The organism is Streptomyces venezuelae (assembly GCF_008642335.1).
Classification (GTDB): Bacteria; Actinomycetota; Actinomycetes; order Streptomycetales; family Streptomycetaceae; genus Streptomyces; species Streptomyces venezuelae_F.
Window position 1 is genome coordinate 5,833,944 of record NZ_CP029191.1, and the last position, 21,805, is coordinate 5,855,748.

At 70.9% G+C, this 21,805-nt stretch carries 19 protein-coding genes; 14 read left to right on the plus strand and 5 right to left on the minus strand.

Features of this window, described 5'->3' with window-relative positions:
* Positions 1 to 33: 33 nt before the first annotated feature.
* The 9 genes from DEJ49_RS26495 (at position 34) to mutM (ending at position 9,143) form a co-directional block, all read left to right on the plus strand.
* Positions 34 to 1,716 (plus strand): DAK2 domain-containing protein, encoded by a 1,683-nt coding sequence (locus DEJ49_RS26495; RefSeq protein WP_150186428.1) that lies wholly within the window; start codon positions 34 to 36, stop codon positions 1,714 to 1,716.
* 74 nt (positions 1,717 to 1,790) lie between these two features.
* Positions 1,791 to 4,001, plus strand: coding sequence for an ATP-dependent DNA helicase RecG (recG, locus tag DEJ49_RS26500; protein WP_150186429.1), 2,211 nt, complete (start codon positions 1,791 to 1,793; stop codon positions 3,999 to 4,001).
* A gap of 53 nt (positions 4,002 to 4,054) precedes the next feature.
* Positions 4,055 to 4,648, plus strand: coding sequence for a 16S rRNA (guanine(966)-N(2))-methyltransferase RsmD (gene rsmD / locus DEJ49_RS26505; protein WP_150186430.1), 594 nt, complete (start codon positions 4,055 to 4,057; stop codon positions 4,646 to 4,648).
* 26 nt (positions 4,649 to 4,674) lie between these two features.
* The gene (gene coaD, locus DEJ49_RS26510; RefSeq protein ID WP_190329651.1) at positions 4,675 to 5,154 is read left to right on the plus strand and encodes a pantetheine-phosphate adenylyltransferase; all 480 of its coding nucleotides are present in this window, start codon (positions 4,675 to 4,677) and stop codon (positions 5,152 to 5,154) included.
* A 111-nt stretch (positions 5,155 to 5,265) separates the two neighbouring features.
* Entirely contained in the window at positions 5,266 to 6,372 is a 1,107-nt protein-coding gene (locus tag DEJ49_RS26515; protein WP_150186431.1) for a cell division initiation protein, read from the plus strand.
* 133 nt (positions 6,373 to 6,505) lie between these two features.
* A complete protein-coding gene (locus tag DEJ49_RS26520; protein ID WP_150186432.1) occupies positions 6,506 to 7,189 on the plus strand; it encodes a YceD family protein in 684 nt (227 codons plus the stop codon).
* Between the two features lie 2 nt (positions 7,190 to 7,191).
* A complete protein-coding gene (gene rpmF / locus DEJ49_RS26525; protein WP_026165248.1) occupies positions 7,192 to 7,365 on the plus strand; it encodes a 50S ribosomal protein L32 in 174 nt (57 codons plus the stop codon).
* Between the two features lie 7 nt (positions 7,366 to 7,372).
* Positions 7,373 to 8,191 (plus strand): ribonuclease III, encoded by an 819-nt coding sequence (rnc, locus tag DEJ49_RS26530; RefSeq protein WP_190329453.1) that lies wholly within the window; start codon positions 7,373 to 7,375, stop codon positions 8,189 to 8,191.
* Between the two features lie 91 nt (positions 8,192 to 8,282).
* Positions 8,283 to 9,143 carry a bifunctional DNA-formamidopyrimidine glycosylase/DNA-(apurinic or apyrimidinic site) lyase gene (gene mutM, locus DEJ49_RS26535; protein ID WP_150186434.1) on the plus strand — a complete coding sequence of 287 codons (861 nt, stop codon included), beginning with the start codon at positions 8,283 to 8,285 and terminating at the stop codon, positions 9,141 to 9,143.
* Here the strand turns inward: mutM and DEJ49_RS26540 are convergent.
* Entirely contained in the window at positions 9,116 to 9,514 is a 399-nt protein-coding gene (locus DEJ49_RS26540) for a winged helix-turn-helix transcriptional regulator (RefSeq protein ID WP_150186435.1), read from the minus strand. The two genes, mutM and DEJ49_RS26540, sit on opposite strands and share 28 nt — an antisense overlap.
* Positions 9,515 to 9,590: 76 nt before the next feature.
* Positions 9,591 to 10,478, minus strand: a complete 888-nt coding sequence (locus DEJ49_RS26545; RefSeq protein ID WP_150186436.1) for a CAP domain-containing protein — start codon at positions 10,476 to 10,478, stop codon at positions 9,591 to 9,593.
* Between the two features lie 128 nt (positions 10,479 to 10,606).
* Between DEJ49_RS26545 and DEJ49_RS26550 the strand changes: the two genes are divergently transcribed.
* The 4 genes from DEJ49_RS26550 (at position 10,607) to DEJ49_RS26565 (ending at position 16,953) form a co-directional block, all read left to right on the plus strand.
* Positions 10,607 to 10,888, plus strand: coding sequence for an acylphosphatase (locus DEJ49_RS26550; protein ID WP_150172673.1), 282 nt, complete (start codon positions 10,607 to 10,609; stop codon positions 10,886 to 10,888).
* A 402-nt stretch (positions 10,889 to 11,290) separates the two neighbouring features.
* The gene (locus DEJ49_RS26555; protein ID WP_055551056.1) at positions 11,291 to 11,494 is read left to right on the plus strand and encodes a hypothetical protein; all 204 of its coding nucleotides are present in this window, start codon (positions 11,291 to 11,293) and stop codon (positions 11,492 to 11,494) included.
* A 246-nt stretch (positions 11,495 to 11,740) separates the two neighbouring features.
* Positions 11,741 to 15,301, plus strand: coding sequence for a chromosome segregation protein SMC (gene smc / locus DEJ49_RS26560; protein ID WP_150186437.1), 3,561 nt, complete (start codon positions 11,741 to 11,743; stop codon positions 15,299 to 15,301).
* A gap of 227 nt (positions 15,302 to 15,528) precedes the next feature.
* The gene (locus DEJ49_RS26565; RefSeq protein ID WP_150186438.1) at positions 15,529 to 16,953 is read left to right on the plus strand and encodes a sugar porter family MFS transporter; all 1,425 of its coding nucleotides are present in this window, start codon (positions 15,529 to 15,531) and stop codon (positions 16,951 to 16,953) included.
* 52 nt (positions 16,954 to 17,005) lie between these two features.
* On the opposite strand, the gene DEJ49_RS26570 is transcribed toward DEJ49_RS26565, so the two are convergent.
* Both DEJ49_RS26570 and DEJ49_RS26575 read right to left on the minus strand, forming a co-directional pair.
* Positions 17,006 to 17,989, minus strand: coding sequence for an LLM class flavin-dependent oxidoreductase (locus DEJ49_RS26570; RefSeq protein ID WP_150186439.1), 984 nt, complete (start codon positions 17,987 to 17,989; stop codon positions 17,006 to 17,008).
* A gap of 115 nt (positions 17,990 to 18,104) precedes the next feature.
* Positions 18,105 to 19,553, minus strand: a complete 1,449-nt coding sequence (locus tag DEJ49_RS26575) for a purine-cytosine permease family protein (protein ID WP_150186440.1) — start codon at positions 19,551 to 19,553, stop codon at positions 18,105 to 18,107.
* A gap of 198 nt (positions 19,554 to 19,751) precedes the next feature.
* Here DEJ49_RS26575 and ftsY point away from each other — a divergent pair, with 198 nt between their 5' ends.
* Positions 19,752 to 20,972, plus strand: coding sequence for a signal recognition particle-docking protein FtsY (gene ftsY / locus DEJ49_RS26580; protein ID WP_150186441.1), 1,221 nt, complete (start codon positions 19,752 to 19,754; stop codon positions 20,970 to 20,972).
* Between the two features lie 97 nt (positions 20,973 to 21,069).
* Here ftsY and DEJ49_RS26585 read toward each other — a convergent pair whose 3' ends face one another.
* A complete protein-coding gene (locus tag DEJ49_RS26585) occupies positions 21,070 to 21,732 on the minus strand; it encodes a bifunctional DNA primase/polymerase (protein ID WP_150186442.1) in 663 nt (220 codons plus the stop codon).
* Positions 21,733 to 21,805 lie beyond the last annotated feature (73 nt).

The window sequence follows — 21,805 nt, forward strand, 5'->3', positions numbered from 1 at the left end:
GCGTCCATTCCGGATGGTCAAGGAGGCGAACAGGTGCCGCAGAACCTCGACGCGGTCGCGGTGCGCGCCTGGTGCCGACTGGCTCTGGACGCCCTCGGCAGGGCCCGTGAGGAGATCGACTCGATCAACGTCTATCCGGTCGCCGACGGGGACACCGGGACGAACCTCTATCTGACCGCGGAGTCCGCCTCCCAGGCGGTCGACGCGGCGTTCACGGGCCACGAACCCGCCCTTCCCTCGCTGGCCGAGACGGTGCGCGCGATGGCGCACGGCGCGCTCATAGGCGCCCGCGGGAACTCGGGCACGATCCTTTCGCAGCTGCTGCGGGGGATGGCGCAGGTCATCGCCGCCGAGGGGGAGCCGGGCGGTGAGACAGATCACGTCGAGGGGCCGGTGCTGGCGCGCGCGCTGCGGCAGGCCGCCGAATCCGCGTACCAGGCGGTCGCCCACCCCGTGGAGGGCACCGTCCTGACGGTGGCCACCGCGGCGGCCGACGCGGCGACCGGCACCGGCGGCGACTGCGGGGCCGTGGCCAGGGCGGCGTACGACGGAGCCTGCGCGGCGCTCGACGCGACGCCGGGACAGCTCGCGGTGCTCGGCCGCGCGGGAGTCGTGGACGCCGGAGGGCGCGGGCTCGTGGCGGTCCTGGGGGCGCTGACGGGCGCCCTGTCGGGCGAGAGCCTCACTCCGAGGAGCACGGCACACCTCAAGGGCTCGGCCCACGCGCGCGTGGACGCCGACGAAGGCGAGGCCGTCGAGTGCGATGACGTACCCGGCGAGGAGGGCGCCCCCGCCTTCGAGGTGATCTACCTCCTGGAGGCGGACGACGACGCCGTCACCCGACTGCGGGCCCGCCTCGACCGGCTCGGCGACTCCCTCGTCGTGGTCGGCGGCGACGGGCTCTGGAACGTCCACGTCCATGTCGACGACGCGGGAGCGGCCGTCGAGGCCGGCGTGGAGGCGGGCCGCCCCCACCGCATCCGCATCACCCACTTCGGGGCGGACGACGCGCACACCGCGTCCCAGCGCTCCACCGCCCCGCCCAGGGAACGCGCACAGCGTGCCGTCGTCGCCGTCGTGCCCGGCGAGGGCCTCGCGGGCCTGTACTCCGAGGCCGGGGCGACCACCGTGCCCGCGCGCGTGGGGGAGCCGCCCGCCAGCGGCGAGCTCGTCGACGCGATCCGGCGGGCCCACGCCCGCGAGGTCGTGCTCCTGCCCAACGACGCCGAGCTGCGGCACACCGCGGCCGCCGCCGCGGAACAGGCCCGCACCGAAGGCGTACGCGTCGCGCTCATCCCCACCCGCTCCGCCGTCCAGGGCATCGCGGCCCTCGCCGTGCACGAGCCGGACCGCCGCTTCGACGAGGACGTCGTCGCCATGACCTCGGCGGCCGGCGCGACCCGCTACGGCGAACTGGCCGTCGCCGAGCGGCAGTCCTGGACCATGGCGGGCATCTGCCAGAGCGGCGACGTGCTCGGTCTGATCGACGGCGACGTCGCCGTGATCGGCTCCGAGGTGGCCCGCACCGCCGTCTCCGTCCTCGACCGCATGCTGTCGGCGGGCGGCGAGATGGTCACGCTCGTGCTCGGCGAATCGGTGCCCGACAGCGTCGCGGAACACCTGGAGAAGCACGTGCGCGAGGCGTACCTGGCCGTCGACACCGTCGTCTACCGCGGCGGCCGCCAGTCGGCGCTCATGCTCATCGGCGTGGAGTAGCGCCGCCGCGGGCCGGGGGCAGGAGGCCGCGGATCCGGGGGACCTGCACCGCGATGTCAGTGCCGTGGTGTGCAATGGATCTCGTGCCCGCGCTCGAAGAACCCCTGAAGAAAGTGGTCGGTCCCGCCACCGCGAAGGTGATGGCCGAGCACCTCGACCTGCACACGGTCGGCGACCTCCTGCACCACTATCCGCGGCGGTACGCCGAGCGCGGTGAGCTCACCCGCCTCGCCGACCTCCCCCTGGACGAGCACGTCACGGTGGTCGCCCAGGTCGCGACCGCGCGCATCCTGAAGTTCAACGGCGGCCGCGGCCAGCGCCTGGAAGTCACGATCACCGACGGCAGCGGCCAGGTCCAGCTCGTCTTCTTCGGCCGCGGCATCCACAAGCCGCACAAGGACCTGCTGCCCGGCACCCGCGCGATGTTCGCGGGCAAGGTGTCGGTCTTCAACCGCAAGATGCAGCTCGCCCACCCGGCGTACGAACTGCTGCGGGGCGACGGCGACGAGGCGGGCGAGACCGTCGGCTCCTGGGCCGGCGCCCAGCTGCCGATCTACCCGGCCACCGCCAAGCTGGAGTCCTGGAAGATCGCCAAGTCGGTCGACATGGTCCTGCCCAGCGCCCAGGAGGCCCAGGACCCGCTGCCGCCCTCCCTGCGCGACGGACGCGGCCTGATCCCGCTCCCCGAAGCCCTCCTGAAGATCCACCGGCCGCACTCCAAGGCGGACATCGCCGCCGCCCGCGACCGCCTCAAGTGGGACGAGGCCTTCGTCCTCCAGGTCGCCCTGGCCCGCCGGCGGTACGCGGACGCCCAGCTCCCCGCCGTGGCCCGCAGACCGAAGCCCGACGGTCTCCTCGACGCGTTCGACGCCAAGCTGCCCTTCACCCTCACCGAAGGCCAGGAGAAGGTCTCCAAGGAGATCTTCGACGACCTCGCGACCGAACACCCCATGCACCGCCTCCTCCAGGGAGAGGTCGGCTCGGGTAAGACGATGGTCGCGCTGCGCGCCATGCTCGCCGTCGTGGACGCGGGCGGGCAGGCCGCGATGCTCGCGCCCACCGAGGTCCTCGCGCAGCAGCACCACCGCTCCATCGTCGAGATGATGGGCGAGCTGGCCGAGGGCGGCATGCTGGGCGGCGCCGAGCACGCCACGAAGGTCACGCTGCTCACCGGCTCCATGGGCGCGGCCGCCCGCCGCCAGGCCCTGCTCGACCTGGTCACCGGCGACGCGGGGATCGTCATCGGCACGCACGCGCTGATCGAGGACAAGGTCCAGTTCCACGACCTGGGCCTCGTCGTCGTCGACGAGCAGCACCGCTTCGGCGTGGAGCAGCGCGACGCCCTGCGCGGCAAGGGCAAGCAGCCCCCGCACCTCCTGGTCATGACGGCCACGCCCATCCCGCGCACGGTGGCGATGACCGTCTTCGGCGACCTGGAGACGTCCGTCCTGGACCAGCTCCCCGCCGGACGCTCGCCGATCGCCAGCCACGTCGTCCCCGCCGAGGACAAGCCGCACTTCCTGGCCCGCGCGTGGGAGCGCGTGCGCGAGGAGGTCGAGAACGGCCACCAGGCGTACGTGGTCTGCCCGCGCATCGGCGACGACGCCGACGAAGCCGCGGACCCCAAGAAGGCCAAGAAGAAGGCCGAGGACGAGGCCACCGCCGAGAAGCGGCCCCCGCTCGCCGTCGTCGAGGTCGCCGAACAGCTCGCCCGCGGCCCGCTGAGCGGCCTGAAGGTCGAGGTCCTGCACGGCCGTATGCAGCCCGACGACAAGGACGCCGTGATGCGCCGCTTCGCCGCGGGCGAGACACAGGTCCTCGTCGCGACGACGGTCATCGAGGTCGGCGTGAACGTACCGAACGCCACCGCCATGGTGATCATGGACGCGGACCGCTTCGGCGTCTCCCAGCTGCACCAGCTCCGCGGCCGCGTCGGCCGCGGCTCCGCCCCAGGACTCTGCCTCCTGGTCACCGACATGCCCGAGGCCAGCCCCGCCCGCGGCCGCCTCGCCGCCGTCGCCTCCACGCTCGACGGGTTCGAGCTGTCCCGCATCGACCTGGAGCAGCGCCGCGAGGGCGACGTCCTCGGCCAGGCCCAGTCAGGCGTCCGCTCCAGCCTGCGCATGCTCGCCGTCATCGACGACGAGGAGATCATCGCAGCCGCCCGCGAGGAAGCGGTCTCCGTGGTCGCCGACGACCCGGAGCTTGAGCGGCTGCCCGCGCTGCGCACCGCGCTGGACGCCCTCCTCGACGCGGAGCGCGAGCAGTACCTCGACAAGGGCTGACCGGGGAGTACGCCATATCGTGGGATGACCACCGTCCAGCCAGAAGGAATCAGATGACCCGCGTGATCGCCGGCACGGCCGGCGGACGCCGCCTGGCCGTCCCGCCGGGCAACGGCACCCGCCCCACGTCCGACCGCGCGCGCGAAGGCCTCTTCTCCACCTGGCAGGCCCTCCAGGGCGCGCTCGACGGGGCCCGCGTCCTCGACCTGTACGCGGGCTCGGGCGCCGTCGGCCTGGAGGCGCTGTCCCGCGGCGCCGCCCACACCCTGCTCGTCGAGGCCGACGCGCGGGCCGCCCGCACCATCCGCGAGAACGTGAAGGCGGTCGGCCTGCCCGGCGCCGAGGTGCGGGCGGGCAAAGCCGCCCAGATCGTCCAGGGCGGGGCCCCCACCAGCCCGTACGACCTGGTGTTCCTCGACCCGCCGTACGCCGTCACGGATGACGATCTTCGGGAGATCCTCCTCACACTCCGTTCGGAGGGCTGGCTCACGGAGGACGCGCTCGTCACCGTTGAACGCAGTACAAGAGGCGGTGTCTTCGGCTGGCCGGAGGGTTTCGAGGCCCTCAGGTCCCGTCGCTACGGCGAAGGGACGTTTTGGTACGGTCGCGCCGCCTCTGCGTGCGACGACTCAGTGATCGCGCCATGACCGGACCGGAGAGCGAGGGACTCACGTTGCGCCGCGCCGTCTGTCCGGGGTCATTCGACCCCATCACCAATGGACACCTCGACATCATCGCCCGCGCCTCCAAGCTGTACGACGTGGTGCACGTCGCGGTGATGATCAATCAGTCGAAGAAGGGCCTGTTCGAGATCGAGGAGCGGATCGAGATGATCCGCCAGGTCACCGCCGACTTCGGCAACGTCGAGGTGGAGTCCTTCCACGGCCTCCTCGTCGACTTCTGCAAGCAGCGCGACATCCCGGCCATCGTCAAGGGTCTGCGCGCGGTCAGCGACTTCGACTACGAACTCCAGATGGCCCAGATGAACAACGGCCTCTCGGGCGTCGAGACCCTGTTCGTGCCGACGAACCCCACCTACAGCTTCCTCTCCTCCTCGCTGGTCAAGGAGGTCGCGGCCTGGGGCGGCGACGTCGCGCACCTGCTGCCCCCGCTGGTCCACGAGGCCCTCGTCGAACGCCTGGGCAAGAAGTGACCCGTCGGCGGGATCGCTGACAGTTCGTCACCCGGTGTCGGGCGGGCGGCCACTGGCCTTACAGTCGTCCCGTCCGTCTCACAACCAGCTGTAGAGAGTGGCGAGCACACGGTGGACGTGCAGAAGAAGATCGACGAGATCGTCCAGGCGGTCGGCAGCGCCCGCTCCATGCCGATGTCGGCCTCGTGCGTGGTCAACCGAGCCGATCTGCTCTCGATGCTCGAAGAGGTGCGCCAGGCCCTGCCGGGCTCCCTCGCCCAGGCCCAGGAGCTCATCGGCGGCCGCGAGCAGCTCGTCGAGCAGGCCCGCCAGGAGGCCGAGCGGATCATCGAGTCCGCGCACGCCGAGCGCGGCTCCCTGATCTCCGACACCGAGGTCGCCCGCAACTCGCAGAGCGAGGCCGACCGCATCCTCGCGGAGGCCCGCCAGGCCGCCGAAGAGGTCCGCGTCGAGGCCGACGACTACGTGGACAGCAAGCTCGCCAACTTCGAGGTCGTCCTCACCAAGACCCTCGGCTCGGTCGGCCGCGGCCGCGAGAAGCTCCTCGGCACCGGACCCGGCCTCGACGAGAACGGCTACGACGACCCGGACGCCCCCGAGCGCAGCCACGACCCCGAGACGCTGCGCCGCAACGCCGACGCGTACGTCGACGCCAAGCTCGGCGCCTTCGAGGCGGTCCTCGCCAAGACCCTGGAGGCGGTCGGCAAGGGCCGCCAGACCCTGCACGGCCGGGCCCCCGCCGACGAGCTCGGCACCCTGGGCGAGGGCACCGCCACCCAGGGCCACACCACCGACGCCGAATACCTCGCGGACCTCGCGGGCCCGTCGCCCGCCGCGCGGCCGGCACCCGCCACGGAGCCCGCCCCGCCGCAGCCCGCCCAGGCGCCGCCGATCCCGGCCCAGCAGCCCTACGCGCCGCCGCAGCAGCAGCCCGACCCGTACGGCTACCCGCAGCACGACGGGTACCAGCAGCAGGACCAGTACGCGTACCAGCAGCCCTACGGCCAGCAGGACCCGTACGCGTACCAGCAGCAGCACCAGCAGCACGATCAGTACGGCTACCAGCAGCAGGGTTACGAACAGCCCCACTACGAGACGCCGGCCGCGACGCCCACCCCGACTCCGGGCGCGACGCTCGAAGAGGCCAGCCTCTTCGACACGACCATGATCAGCGCCGAGCAGCTGCGCCAGTACGAGCAGGGGCGCCGACAGCCCTGAGAGCCTGTCTTTCGGCCGGATTGGGCCGAGAGCGAAAGGTCAAGTATCCTGGCTCTTCGGTCGCGCATACGTCCGCGACTTCGGCTGCCCGCCCAGGCCTCGTCTCCGAGGCGTCAGTGCGGCGGCCTCTCCTATGGACCTCCAGGATTCGAAAGCAGGAAAAGCCCTGAGCACGCGCCTCGACCACCGGAACCCCCTCGTGTTCGACACACACGAGCTGGGGCGGCGTCCTGGTGCCATGCAGCGGCTGACCCGCGAGATCGAGGCGCCCGGTCCGCCGAGCGCCTTCGGCATCGAAGGGGTCATCGGAGTGCCGCAGGGCGCCCCGGTCGAGCTGGAGATCCGCCTTGAGTCGGTCATGGAAGGGGTGCTTGTCACAGGCACCGCCCGTGCATCGGCCGAGGGGGAGTGCGTAAGGTGTCTGGAGCCGCTCGAGCTGGAGCTCGACGCGGACTTCCAGGAGATGTTCTCGTACCCTGACGCCGACGACCGGGGCCGCACCGCGGAACCGGCCGACGACGCCGAGGAAGACGAGAGCAGGCTCTACCTCGAGGACGGCATGTTCGACCTCGAGCCCGTGCTGCGTGATGCGGTGGTGCTCGCACTGCCGATGCAGCCGGTGTGCCAGGACGACTGCCCGGGCCTGTGCTCCCAGTGCGGAGTGCGGCTCGCGGACGACCCGGACCACCACCATGACGCCGTCGACATCCGTTGGGCGGCTTTGCAGGGACTCGCTGGCACCATCCAGGACGGCGAGAAGGACGAGATGAGCGGCGCCGAAGCGGAAGCGGGCGTCGACGAGAAGCAGGAGAAGTAGCCGTGGCTGTTCCGAAGCGGAAGATGTCGCGCAGCAACACGCGCCACCGCCGGTCGCAGTGGAAGGCTGCGGTCCCCACCCTGGTTTCGTGTGAGCGTTGCCAGGAGCCCAAGCAGCAGCACATCGCGTGCCCGAGCTGCGGCACCTACAACAAGCGCCAGGTCCTCGAGGTCTGAGCGGCTGGTGAGAGGCACCGTGTCTAGCCCCAAGAAGGCGGAAGACGCCAAGAAAACGGCGGAGACAACGGCCTCGTCCCACACGCTTCTGGAAGGGCGGCTCGGGTACAAGCTCGAGTCCGCCCTTCTGGTGCGTGCGCTGACCCACCGTTCGTACGCGTACGAGAACGGCGGCCTGCCGACGAATGAGCGTCTGGAGTTCCTCGGGGACTCGGTGCTCGGCCTCGTCGTCACGGACACGCTGTACCGCACCCACCCCGACCTGCCCGAAGGCCAGCTGGCCAAGTTGCGGGCCGCGGTGGTCAATTCGCGTGCGCTGGCGGAGGTCGGTCGTGGCCTCGAACTCGGCTCCTTCATCCGGCTCGGCCGGGGCGAAGAGGGCACGGGTGGCCGGGACAAGGCATCCATCCTCGCCGACACCCTCGAAGCGGTGATCGGCGCGGTCTATCTGGACCAGGGTCTGGACGCCGCGGGAGAGCTGGTGCACCGGCTCTTCGACCCGTTGATCGAAAAGTCCTCGAACCTGGGCGCGGGCCTGGACTGGAAGACCAGTCTCCAGGAGCTCACCGCGACGGAGAGCCTCGGCGTGCCCGAGTATCTCGTCACGGAGAGCGGCCCCGACCACGAGAAGACTTTCACTGCTGCCGCCCGCGTCGGAGGCGTCTCGTACGGCACCGGCACCGGCCGCAGCAAGAAGGAAGCGGAGCAGCAGGCCGCCGAGTCCGCGTGGCGTGCGATCCGCGCCGCCGCGGACGAGCGGATCAAGGCGGCCGAGGCCGCCGCTGCCGCCCGGTCCGAGGGGACCGCCGACACCCCCTCGGTCTGACCACCGCCCGTCCTTCGTTGCCGGTCGTTCCCTTCGGGGGGCGGCCGGCATCGTGCTGCAGGACAGTCTCGACAGTCTCTGAAGGAGACCCATGCCCGAGTTGCCCGAAGTCGAAGTCGTCCGGCGCGGTCTTGAGCGCTGGGTCAGCGGGCGCGTCGTCGCCGACGTGCAGGTGCTGCATCCGCGCGCGGTGCGGCGGCACGTGGCGGGCGGTGCGGACTTCGGGGACCGGCTGACCGGGCACCGGATCGGTCTCGCGCAGCGGCGCGGCAAGTATCTGTGGCTGCCGCTCGCCGACTCCGCGCAGTCCGTCCTGGCCCACCTGGGGATGAGCGGGCAGCTGCTCGTGCAGCCCCACGAGGCGCCGGACGAGAAGCACCTGCGGATCCGGGTGCGCTTCGCGGACGCGCAGGGCACCGAGCTCCGCTTCGTCGACCAGCGCACCTTCGGCGGCCTCTCGCTCCACGACAACACCCCCGACGGGCTGCCCGACGTCATCGCGCACATCGCCCGCGACCCGCTCGACGACGCGTTCGACGACGACGCCTTCCACTCCGCGCTGCGCCGCAGGCGTACGACGATCAAGCGGGCGCTGCTCGACCAGTCGCTGATCAGCGGGGTCGGCAACATCTACGCGGACGAGGCGCTGTGGCGCTCGAAGCTGCACTACGAACGGCCCACCGGCACGTTCACGCGCCCGCGCACGGCCGAACTCCTCGGTCACGTACGGGACGTGATGAACGCGGCCCTGGCCGTCGGCGGCACCAGCTTCGACAGTCTCTACGTCAACGTGAACGGCGAGTCGGGCTACTTCGACCGGTCGCTCGACGCGTACGGCAGGGAGAACGAGCCGTGCCGCCGCTGCGGCGCCGCGATCCGCAGGCGCCCCTGGATGAACAGGTCCAGCTACTTCTGCCCGCGCTGTCAGCGGCCGCCGCGCGTCGCGTCGTAACGCTCCTGCGCCCGCACCACGTCGTCCTGCCGGCTCTCCACGAAGCGGATCAGGCCCAGCAGGCGCTCGGCGACCTCCCGCCCCAGCGGGGTGAGCGCGTAGTCCACGCGCGGCGGGTTGGTCGGCTGCGCGTCGCGGTGCACCAGGCCGTCGCGCTCCAGGGCGTGCAGGGTCTGGGAGAGCATCTTCTCGCTCACGCCGTCGACCCGGCGGCGCAGTTCGTTGAAGCGGAACGTGCCCTCGTGCAGCGCTCCCAGTGTGAGCCCGCCCCAGCGTCCCGTGATGTGCTCCAGCGTGCCCCGCGAGGGGCACTGGCGGGAGAACACGTCGTACGCCAGGTCAGCCGGTTCCCCACCGGCAGTCGGTTCCATGGAGACAGCCTACTCGCGCACAGCGCTTTCGAATAGTTAGTGCAGCTGATTGGTGCGGGAGCGGGTGGAGACCGGCTCAGAAGCCGAAGTCCTGCGTCCACCACGGGCCGCCCGGCGCGAAGTGCGCCCCGACGCCCAGCGTCTTGTAGTCGCAGTTGAGGATGTTGGCGCGGTGGCCCGCGCTGTTCATCCAGGCGTCCATCACCGACTGCGCGTTCGCCTGGCCGCGGGCGATGTTCTCGCCGCCCAGATCCTTTATCCCGGCCTTCTCGGCGCGGTCCCACGGCGTCGCGCCGTCCGGGTCGGTGTGGTCGAAGAAGTCACGCTCGGCCATGTCCGCGCTGAAGTCGCCGGCCAGCGCGGCGAGGCGGTCGTCGGCCCGCACCGGCCGGCAGCCCGCCTGGGCCCGCTCCTGGTTGACCAGGGTGAGCACCGCGGCCTCGGCCGTGCTCTCGTCGGAGGACGACTCGGAGCGGCCCGGCGGCGGAGTCTCCGGCTTCTTCTCGGGCTTGTGGGACGGAGCGGGCTTCGGCTCGCCGCCCTTGTCGGTGTCCCGCTCGGGCGCCTTGGACGACGGCTTCTCGGACGGCTTCTTCGAGGGCTTCGGCTCGGCCTTGGAGGGAGTGGGCTTCGGGGCCTCGGAGCGGCCGGTGCCGCGGCTCGGCGACGGTTCGCCGCGACCGGCCTCGCCGCTCTTGCCGCCCTGGGCGTCCACCTCGGTGGGGACGGCCGCGGAGCGTACCTCGCCGGGGTCGGTCCCGCCGCCGAGCCGGTAGCCGTCACTGCCCGGGAGCACGCCCGCGGCGACCGCGACGGCGCCCATCGCGACGGCGGCGGAGACACCGAGCAGGCCCGTGCGGACGGGGGCGGAGGCACGGCCCTTGCGGCGGTGCGACACCGTTCCCGGGTGGTTCTCAGGGGTGGCGGCGGCGCGGCCGGCGCCGGAGCGTCGGTGGCGTCCCATCTCCTGACCTTTCGTCCTAAGATCAACGTGACTCACCCATATGAGTGAGGCTCATCGATTCGCGACTGTACGCGATGGCGCATGGGGACGAAGTGCTCACAGAGCAATTGGCCGGTTAGCGTGCACCCATGAACGAAGACGTACGACTCACCGCCTGGGTGCGCGGACGCGTGCAGGCCGTGGGATTCCGCTGGTTCACACGGGCCAAGGCCCTGGAGATCGGCGGGCTGAGTGGTTTTGCTCTCAATTTGGAGGACGGCCGCGTCCAGGTCGTCGCCGAAGGGCCCCGGATCGGCTGTCAGGCGCTGCTCGACTGGCTGCGCGAGGGCGACACACCCGGCCGTGTCGACGGAGTCACCGAGATCTGGGACACACCGCGTGGCATATACGAGACCTTCGCCATTCGGTGAGCCTGACCCGGGCGAACGCGGTGGGACGGGCGCGGCGCGGTGCCCGACGAGTGTCCGGGGCAACTGCCTGAGGCAGAAAAAGCCTGGTGGTTGCCAAGAACGGCTTGCCGTGGCAGGCTCCGCAGGTAAGGATGATCTCCACGCCCCCAGGGCCCCGAAGGAGTAGCAGCGCCGCCGGTTTCCAGGCCGCGCGCCCCCGGGTCGCCCGCCAATACGGGGTGTGATCGTGTTGACCGTCAAACTTTTTGGTGAGACTCTGGAAGCCCCGCGCACCTTAGCTGTTTGGCATGTGAGAACGGCCAGCAAGACCCAGCGAAACAATGAGTGCCAAGCACCGCGGGTGCGATTCCCTCACGACCCACACCGCTTCGGTCGGTCACTCAGTGTGGAGGACCATCCATCATGGCAAAGGCGCTTCTCGGTTACGTCGGCGGCAGCGACCCGCGACTCCTCGCCGAGATGCGACGGCTCCAGCAGCGCGTCCAGGATCTCGAATCCGAGCTCGGCCGTATCCAGGCCGAGAACGACGCGCTCGCGGCTGCCGCTTCTCACGAATCGCTCCTGGAGAGCATCGACGTACCCCAGGCGGAGCCTGCGCTCACCTGACCCCTATCCGATCACTGGCACCAGGGCCTTGAGCAGATGAACAAGCGCCCTTAGTACCTCTCGAGTACCCGACAAGTGGTCAGACCGTCAGTGTCGCCCGGCCGCTTGTCCTCAGGTATGCAAGACATTCAAGGGACGCTTCGGCGTCCCTTCTTTCTTGTCCCCCCGTACGCTGCTCCCTTTACCGTCTGATGTGCCCTGCACCTTCATCGGTGAAACGGTCAGTGAAAGGTAGAGTCCGACGGCGTGCATCTCAAGGCCCTGACCCTGCGCGGCTTCAAGTCCTTCGCCTCGGCGACGACACTGAAGTTCGAGCCGGGCATCACCTGCGTCGTCGGACCCAACGGCTCCGGCAAGTCCAACGTCGTGGACGCGCTCAGCTGGGTCATGGGAGAACAGGGCGCCAAATCCCTGCGCGGCGGCAAGATGGAGGACGTCATCTTCGCCGGCACCACCGGGCGGCCCCCGCTCGGACGCGCCGAGGTGTCCCTCACCATCGACAACTCCGACGGCGCGCTGCCCATCGAGTACGCCGAAGTCACCATCACGCGGATCATGTTCCGCAACGGCGGCAGCGAGTACCAGATCAACGGCGACACCTGCCGTCTCCTCGACATCCAGGAACTCCTCTCCGACTCCGGCATCGGCCGCGAGATGCACGTCATCGTCGGGCAGGGGCAGCTCGACGGAGTGCTGCACGCCGACCCGATGGGGCGCCGCGCGTTCATCGAGGAGGCCGCCGGCGTCCTCAAGCACCGCAAGCGCAAGGAGAAGGCGCTGCGCAAGCTGGACGCGATGCAGGCCAACCTCGCCCGCGTCCAGGACCTCACCGACGAACTGCGCCGCCAGCTCAAGCCGCTGGGCCGGCAGGCCGCCGTCGCCCGCAGGGCCGCCGTCATCCAGGCCGACCTGCGCGACGCCCGCCTGCGCCTCCTCGCCGACGACCTCGTCCGCATGCGCGACGCGCTCAACGCCGAGGTCGCCGACGAAGCCGCCCTCAAGGAGCGCAAGGAGAGCGCCGAGGCCGAGCTGAAGGCCGCCCTGCAGCGCGAGGCGCAGCTGGAGGAAGAGGTGCGCCGCCTCACGCCGAGGCTGCAGCGCGCCCAGCAGACCTGGTACGAGCTGTCGCAGCTGGCCGAGCGGGTCCGGGGCACCGTCTCGCTGGCCGACGCCCGGGTCAAGAGCGCCACCGCCGCACCGCCCGAGGAACGGCGCGGCCGCGACCCCGAGGACATGGAGCGGGAGGCCGCCCGGATCCGCGAACAGGAGGCCGAGCTCGAAGCCGCCCTGGAAGCCGCCGAGCACGCCCTGGACGACACCGTCGCCCACCGCTCCGACCTCGAACAGCGGCTGGCCGTCGAGGAGCGCAGGCTCAAGGACGTGGCGCGGGCCATCGCCGACCGCCGCGAGGGGCTCGCGCGGCTGCACGGACAGGTCAACGCCGCCCGGTCGCGGGCCGCGTCCGCCCAGGCCGAGATCGACCGGCTCGCCGTCGCACGCGACGAGGCCGCGGAGCGGGCGGTCGTGGCGCAGGAGGCGTACGAGCAGCTGAAGGCCGAGGTCGACGGGCTCGACGCGGACGACGCCGAGCTCGGCGAGCGGCACGACGCGGCGAAGCGGGAGCTCGCCGACGCCGAGGCCGCGCTCACCGCCGCCCGCGAGGCCGCCACCGCCGCCGAACGCAAACGCGCCGCGGTCGCCGCCCGCCGCGAGGCGCTCGCGCTCGGCCTGCGGCGCAAGGACGGCACGGGCGCGCTGCTCGCCGCCAAGGAGCAGCTCACCGGGGTGCTCGGCCCGGCCGCCGCGCTGCTCACCGTCGCCCCCGGCCACGAAGTGGCCGTCGCCGCCGCACTCGGCGCCGCGGCCGACGCCGTCGCCGTCAGCGGCCCGAGCACCGCCGCCGAGGCCATCCGCCTGCTGCGCAAGCAGGACGCGGGGCGTGCGGCGATGCTCCTCGGCGGCGTCCCCGACGACGTACGGAAGGAACGTCCCGGCGGGCCCCCGTACGCCGCCGACCTCGTGCGGGGACCTGACGAGCTGATGCCCGCGGTGCGGCGGCTGCTGCGCGGGATCGTCGCCGTCGGCACGCTGGAGGACGCCGAGGATGTCGTCTACGCGCACCCCGAACTGACCGCCGTCACCGCCGAAGGGGACCTGCTCGGGGCGCACTTCGCGCAGGGCGGGTCCGCGGGCGCGCCGAGCCTGCTCGAAGTGCAGGCATCCGTCGATGAGGCCGCCGCCGAGCTGGAGCAACTCGACGCTCAGTGCGAGGAGTTGGCGCTGGCTCAGGAGCGCGCGGGGGAGCGGCGCAAGGAGTGCGCGGCGCTCGTCGAGGAGTTGGGGGAGCGGCGCAAGGCCGCCGACCGCGAGAAGTCCTCCGTGGCACAGCAGTTGGGGGCGCTCGCCGGGCAGGCGCGGGGCGCCGCGGGCGAGGCCGAGCGCAGCACCGCCGCCGCGGCCAAGGCGCAGGACGCCCTGGACAAGGCGGTCGAGGAGGCCGAGGAGCTCGCCGAGCGGCTCGCCGTCGCCGAGGAGGCGTCCCAGGGCGGCGAGGACGAGGAGCCCGACACCTCCGTGCGCGACCGGCTCGCCGCCGACGGGGCCAACGCCCGGCAGACCGAGATGGAGGCCAGGCTCCAGGCGCGTACGCACGAGGAGCGGGTGAAGGCCCTCGCGGGCCGCGCCGACTCCCTCGACCGGGCCGCCCGCGCCGAACGCGAGGCACGCGCGCGTGCCGAGCAGCGCAAGGCGCGGCTGCGCCACGAGGCGGCGGTCGCCGAGGCCGTCGCGTCCGGCGGGCGTCAGCTGCTCGCCCACGTCGAGGTCTCCCTCGTACGGGCGGACGACGAGCGCACCGCGGCCGAGCGCGCCAAGGAGGTGCGGGAGCGGGAGCTGCACGCCGCGCGGGGCCGGGGCCGCGATCTCAAGGCCGAGCTCGACAAATTGACTGATTCAGTTCACCGGGGCGAGGTACTAGGAGCCGAGAAGAGGCTGCGGATCGAGCAGCTGGAGACCAAGGCACTGGAGGAGCTCGGTGTGGAGCCCGCGGGACTCGTGGCCGACTACGGCCCCGATCAGCCCGTGCCGCCCTCGCCCGCCGCCGAGGGCGAGGAGCTGCCCGACGACCCGAGCCATCCGCGCAACCTGCCGGTGCCGTTCGTCCGGGGAGAGCAGGAGAAGCGGCTCAAGTCCGCCGAACGGGCGTATCAGCAGCTCGGGAAGGTGAACCCGCTGGCCCTTGAGGAGTTCGCGGCGCTGGAAGAGCGCCACAAGTTCCTCAGCGAGCAGCTCGAAGACCTGAAGAAGACACGGAGCGACCTCCTCCAGGTGGTGAAGGAGGTCGACGAACGCGTCGAGCAGGTCTTCACCGAGGCCTACTACGACACGGCCCGGGAGTTCGAGGGCGTCTTCTCGCGGCTGTTCCCCGGCGGTGAGGGACGGCTGATCCTGACCGATCCCGACAACATGCTCGCCACCGGCGTGGACGTGGAGGCCCGGCCGCCCGGCAAGAAGGTCAAGCGTCTCTCGCTGCTCTCCGGCGGCGAACGGTCGCTGACCGCCGTGGCGCTGCTCGTCTCGATCTTCAAGGCACGGCCCAGCCCGTTCTACGTGATGGACGAGGTGGAGGCGGCGCTCGACGACACCAACCTGCAGCGGCTCATCCGCATCATGCAGGAGCTGCAGGAGGCCTCGCAGCTCATCGTGATCACGCACCAGAAGCGCACGATGGAGGTCGCGGACGCGCTGTACGGCGTCTCGATGCAGGGCGACGGCGTCTCGAAGGTCATCAGCCAGCGCCTTCGCTAGGTGTTGCGGCGGATCACTCACCCCCCTTCATGGCTTCAAGGCTTGAATCCAAGCGGCCTCAGTGTGCTCATAAAGTCACAGCAGCCGACCTATTGACTTCGAAACTTGAAGGCATAGTCTCTGCAACGTTGCTTTTACCTTCAGGTGGTGGGCGGCGTGAAGTTGTGCGCCACTTGAAGAGCTCGCCCCCACCCCCGGCAGCGCTGCCGGTGGCCCGAGGAGTACACGTGACCAGCACATCGCAGGCGCCCCAGTCCGGAGCCAGAGAGGCCCACCCGGACCATCTCGGCCATGTCATCTTCATTACGGCGGCCGCCGCGATGGGTGGCTTCCTCTTCGGCTACGACAGTTCGGTGATCAATGGCGCGACCGTCGCCATCCAGCACCGCTTCGACGTCGACGCCAACATGCTCGGCTGGATCATCGCCACCGCGCTCCTCGGCTGTGCCGTCGGCGCCGCCGTGGCCGGACGCATCGCCGACCGCATCGGCCGCATCCGCTGCATGCAGATCGCCGCCGTCCTCTTCGCGGCCAGCGCCGTCGGCTCGGCCCTGCCCTTCGCGGCCTGGGACCTCACGGTGTGGCGCCTCATCGGCGGCATCGGCATCGGCATGGCCTCGGTGATCGGCCCGGCCTACATCGCCGAGGTCGCGCCGCCCGCGTACCGCGGCCGTCTCGCCTCGTTCCAGCAGGCCGCGATCGTCATCGGCATCGCCGTCTCCCAGCTGGTCAACTGGGGCATCCTGAACATGGCCGACGGCGACCAGCGCGGCAAGATCGGCGGGCTCGAGGCCTGGCAGTGGATGCTCGGCGTCATGGTCATCCCGGCGCTGCTCTACGGGCTGCTGTCCTTCATCATCCCGGAGTCGCCGCGCTTCCTGATCTCGGCGGGACGCCACTCCGAGGCCAAGAAGGTGCTCGGCGAGGTCGAGGGCACCTCCATCGACCTGGACGCGCGCGTCGACGAGATCGAGCGGGGCCTGCACCGCGAGCACAAGCCGTCCTTCAAGGACCTGCTCGGCAAGGTCGGCTTCCTGCCGATCGTGTGGATCGGCATCGGGCTCTCGGTCTTCCAGCAGCTCGTCGGCATCAACGTGATCTTCTACTACTCGAACCAGCTGTGGCAGTCGATCGGCAAGGACCCGAGCAGCTCGTTCCTGTACTCGTTCGAGACGTCGATCGTGAACATCATCGGTACGGTCATCGCGATGATCTTCGTCGACCGCATCGGCCGCAAGCCCCTCGCCATCATCGGCTCCGCGGGCATGGCGGCGGCCCTGTTCACCATGGCGTGGGCGTTCTCGTACAAGACCGGCTCCGGCGACACCGTCTCGCTGCCGAACGCGCAGGGCCTGACCGCGATCATCGCCGCCAACGCCTTCGTGCTCTTCTTCGCCCTGTCCTGGGGTGTGGTCGTCTGGGTGCTGCTCGGCGAGATCTTCCCGAACCGCATCCGCGCCGCCGCGCTCGGTGTGGCCGCCTCCGCCCAGTGGCTCGCCAACTTCGCGATCACCAAGACGTTCCCGAGCATGTCCGAGTGGTCCCTGACCGGCTCGTACATCATCTACGGCGCGTTCGCCGCCATCTCGATCCCCTTCGTCATGAAGTTCGTCAAGGAGACGAAGGGCAAGGCCCTGGAGGAGATGGGCTAACCCCCGCTGCCCCCTCCTCTTCAGGAAGCTGCCCCGGCCGAAGGACTCGTGCTCACTTGTCCTTCAGCCGGGGCAGTACGTTTTCGCAGAAGTGGTGCAGGCTGCGCCAGCCCTCGTCGATCGGCATGCCGCCGGAGAGCGGGTGCAGGACGAGGCTGTCCGCGCCGCTCTTCGCGTACCGCACGCACGCGTCGGGCGTCAGGACGCGGTACACGCCCTCGGCGCGCAGCTCCTCCACCGTCGTGGCCGTCGACTTCACGGCAGAGCGGATGTCCTTGTTCTGCCAGGAGGCGTACGTGCGTGCCTCGTGCAGGAAGTGCTCGCCGTGCTTGGCCCAGGTGAGGTCCGGGTCGTCCGCGATGTGCAGCAGCGGGGTCTCGGCGGCCGGCATCATCGTCCAGCCCTCCGTGCCGTGCTCCCTGAGCTGCTCCCGGTAGTACGCCTCCAAGTCGGGCAGGTGGGCGCTGGGGAAGAACGGCAGGCCGAGCCGGGCCGCGCGCCGGGCCGCCGCCTTCGAGGAGCCGCCGACGAGGAGCAGCGGGTGCGGGCGGGTGAAGGGGCGCGGCGTGATCCGCACGGTGCGGCCGCGGAAGGTGAAGGGCTCGCCCGTCCAGGCTTCGAGCAGCGTCTCCAGGAGTTCGTCCTGGAGCTTGCCGCGGCTCTTCCAGTCGACGCCCGACTGCTCGTACTCCTCGGGCCGGTACCCGATCCCCGCCACCGTCACCAGACGGCCCGCGCTCAGCAGGTCGAGGACGGCGATGTCCTCGGCGAGCCGCAGCGGGTCGTGCAGCGGGCCGATGATCGCGGAGACCGTCACCGCGATCCGCCGGCTCGCCCCGAACACCGCGCCCGCGAACGTGAAGGGCGAGGAGATCCAGTTGTTCTCCGCGCCGTGGTGCTCCTCGGTCTGGATCGTGGAGATGCCGCGGTCGTCCGCGTACGTGGCCATCTCCAGGGCGGCACGGTAGCGCTCGCTCAACGAGGCGGGTGTGGCGGCGGGATCGACGAGGTTGAACCGTACGACTGTGGTGGGCATGGACAACGTCCCCCTTCACCGTGCGTGGGCGGCGAAGGGGGACGCTAGTTGACCGGGGGTCAGATGGGTAGCCTCGTACGGAAGTTGAGGATATCCGTCGTGATATCGGCGGGGGTCAGGCGGAGACCAGCTCGGTCTCGCCGTTGTCCTTGCCGGAGGGGTCCTTCTCGGGCAGCGGGGTCTTCGGCAGGACCGCGTACAGCACGGCCGCGATGACGATCGTGGTCAGCCAGCCGAGACCGTGGCGGCCGATCCAGGACGTGGCGAGCGGGCCGCTGAACCAGTCGACCTTGGTGAAGAGCAGACCCACGATCAGGGCGAGGGCCCACGCCGTCATGGCCTGCCAGGCGAAGCCCGCCTTGTACCAGTAGGCGCTGGTGCGCTTGGTGTCCATCAGCGCCTCGCCGTCGTACGTCTTGCGGCGCAGCATGTCGACGCCGAAGACGCCGATCCAGGCGGAGAAGGCGACCGCGAGGAGGGTGAGGAAGGAGATGAACGAGCCCATGAAGCTCGTCGCCACGTTCATCAGGATGTAGCCGAAGATCAGGCTGATGATCGCGTTCACGCTGACCGCCCACGCGCGCGGGACCTTGATGCCGAGCGTCATGGCGGTGAAGCCCGCGGAGTACATCGACATCGAGTTGATCAGCAGCATGCCGATCAGGGCCATCAGCAGGTACGGCACCGCGATCCACATCGGGAGCAGCTCGCCGAGGAAGGAGACCGGGTCCTGCGCCGAGGACAGCTTCGGGTCGGAGACCGCCATGACCGCGCCCATCAGGACCATCGGGACGACGACGATGCCGGCGCCGCCGATGGCGTGGCCGATGAGCGGCTTGTTGGAGGCCGTGCGCGGCAGGTAGCGGGTGAAGTCCGGTCCGGTGGGGACCCAGCTGATGCCGCCCGCGGCGATCGTGCCGACGCCCGCGACCATCATCGCGGTGGAGCCCGCGGGCTTGTCGAAGACGGCCGACCAGTCGGTCTCGGCGATGAGGTAGACCAGCACGAGCACGCTGAACGCGCCGAAGGCGTACGTCGACCAGGTGCTGCAGACGTGCAGGATCTTCCGGCCGAGGCCGCTGATCAGGAACGTGCAGGCGACGAAGGCGACCAGCGTGACGACCGTCAGCCAGGTGCTCGACTCGACGCCGAAGCAGATGTTCAGGACGGTGATGATCGCGTACGCGCCCGTGACCGCGTTGATCGTCTCCCAGCCCCAGCGGGCGACCCAGATCAGGGCGCCCGGGAAGAGGTTGCCGCGCTGGCCGAAGACCGCGCGGGAGAGCGTCATGCCCGGTGAGCCGCCGCGCTTGCCGGCGATGGAGATCAACCCCACCATTCCGTAGCTCAACAGGGGTGAGACGAGGGCGACGACCAGGACCTGCCAGATGTTCAGGCGGTTGGAGACGATCAGGCCCGCGCCCATGGTGAGCAGCAGAACGCTGATGTTGGCCGCTACCCAGGTGGGGAAGAGTTCACGGGTACGGCCCGTGCGCTCGGCGTCCGGAACGGGCTCGAGGCCACGTGTCTCGAGGGCGCCTTCGGTTTCGGCGGTGGTGCTCATGGGGGTGGGTCCGTGCCTCTCGCTCGGCTCGCAACGCTGCGACCCGTCGGTGGGGGTGATCGCGATGGACTCTACGCGCGTTGATGCGGAGACCTCCATCGTACTTTAGTCCGAGTAGTGCCCTCGCAAGGCATATGTTCTTTGGAGGAAACCACAATCTGGGCCTCTTACGGGGCCATGGCCGATACTGGACGGGTTATGGAAATCGTCATCCTTGCTGTAGTCATCGCCGTGGTCGTGATCGGCGCGCTCGGCGGGCTCGTGATCGGCAGCCGCAAGAAGAAGCAGCTGCCCCCGCAGGCCCCCTCCGGCACGCCCACCATCACCGCTCCTCCCGCCGAACCGAAGGTCGGCGACGAGGCCGAGACGCCGCGCGACGAACCGCGCCGCACGATCGAGGAGGTGGAACTCCCGCTCGCCGAGCCGACCGCGTCGGCACCGGTCGTCGAGGAGCCGGTCGTCACCGAACCGGCCGCGCCGGAGATCGAGACCCCCGAGCCCACCGCCGGCCGCATGGTCCGGCTGCGCGCCCGGCTCTCCCGCTCGCAGAACGCACTCGGCAAGGGACTGCTCACGCTGCTGTCCCGCGAGCACCTCGACGAGGACACCTGGGAGGAGATCGAGGACACGCTGCTCACGGCGGACGTGGGCGTCGCGCCCACCCAGGAGCTCGTGGAGCGGCTGCGCGAGCGCGTCCGCGTCCTCGGCACCCGCACCCCGGACGAGCTGCGCACGCTGCTCCGCGAGGAGCTGCTCACGCTCGTCGGCGCGGACCTCGACCGCACCGTGAAGACCGAGTCCGGCCTGGAGACCCCGGGCATCGTGATGGTCGTCGGCGTGAACGGCACCGGCAAGACCACCACCACCGGCAAGCTGGCCCGCGTCCTCGTGGCCGACGGCCGCACCGTCGTCCTCGGCGCCGCGGACACGTTCCGCGCGGCCGCCGCCGACCAGCTGCAGACCTGGGGCGAGCGCGTCGGCGCCCGCACGGTCCGCGGCCCCGAGGGCGGCGACCCCGCGTCGATCGCCTTCGACTCCGTCAAGGAGGGCATCGCGGACGGCGCGGACGTCGTCCTCATCGACACCGCGGGCCGGCTGCACACCAAGACCGGTCTCATGGACGAGCTCGGCAAGGTCAAGCGCGTCGTCGAGAAGCACGCCCCGCTCGACGAGGTGCTGCTCGTCCTCGACGCCACGACCGGGCAGAACGGCCTCATCCAGGCCCGCGTCTTCGCCGAGGTCGTCGACATCACGGGCATCGTCCTCACGAAGCTGGACGGCACCGCCAAGGGCGGCATCGTCGTCGCCGTGCAGCGCGAGCTGGGCGTGCCGGTCAAGTTGGTGGGTCTCGGTGAGGGCGCGGACGACCTGGCGCCGTTCGAGCCCGAGGCGTTCGTGGACGCGCTCATCGGCGACTGAGAGCGACTCTCGTACAGCGACTCTCGTACGCGGAGAAGGGCCCCCTCGCACGGTGCAGATGCGAGGGGGCCCTTCCGTCTGTGGCGGCCCGTGCGGGCTACGCGGGCGAGCGGTGCGCGACGTACGCCAGGGTGCCGAGCAGGAGGCGGGCCTGCGGCGGGTTCGTCGCCGAGTCGAGGGCGGGGGAGCGGAGCCAGTGGACCGGGCCGAGGCCGCCGCGGTCGGACGGGGGCGCGGTGATGTGGGTGCCCCGGCCCAGACCGTGCAGGTCCAGGGCGGCGTCGTCCCAGCCCATCCGGTAGAGCAGCTGGGGGAGTTCGGTCGCGGCGCCGGGGGCGACGAAGAACTGCGCCCGGCCGTCCGGCGTGACCGCCACGGGTCCCAGGGGCAGGCCCATCCGCTCCAGCCGGACCAGCGCGCGCCGTCCGGCGGCCTCCGCCACCTCGATCACGTCGAACGCGCGTCCCACCGGCAGCATGACCGCAGCGCCCGGGAACTCGGCCCAGGCGTCCGCCACTTCGTCGAGCGTGGCCCCGGCAGGGACCTCGGGGGCGAACCCCAGCGGGTGGGCGCCGGGCGCCGCGCAGTCGGCCGCCCCGCACGAGCAGACGCCGTCCAGCGCGCGGGCGCCGGGCACCGCGGCCCAGCCCCAGAGTCCGGTGTACTCCGCCACCGCCGTGCAGTCCGATGTGCGGCCGCGCCGCCGTGATCCGGTCCGGGGCCGGTCGGTTCCCCGGATGCCGCCGATCGTGAAGCCCATGCCCCCTCCAACGGGTCGAGCGTGCCTCGGTTACGTGACGGAATCGGATCGTGACCCTCTGTTCTTGACGGCG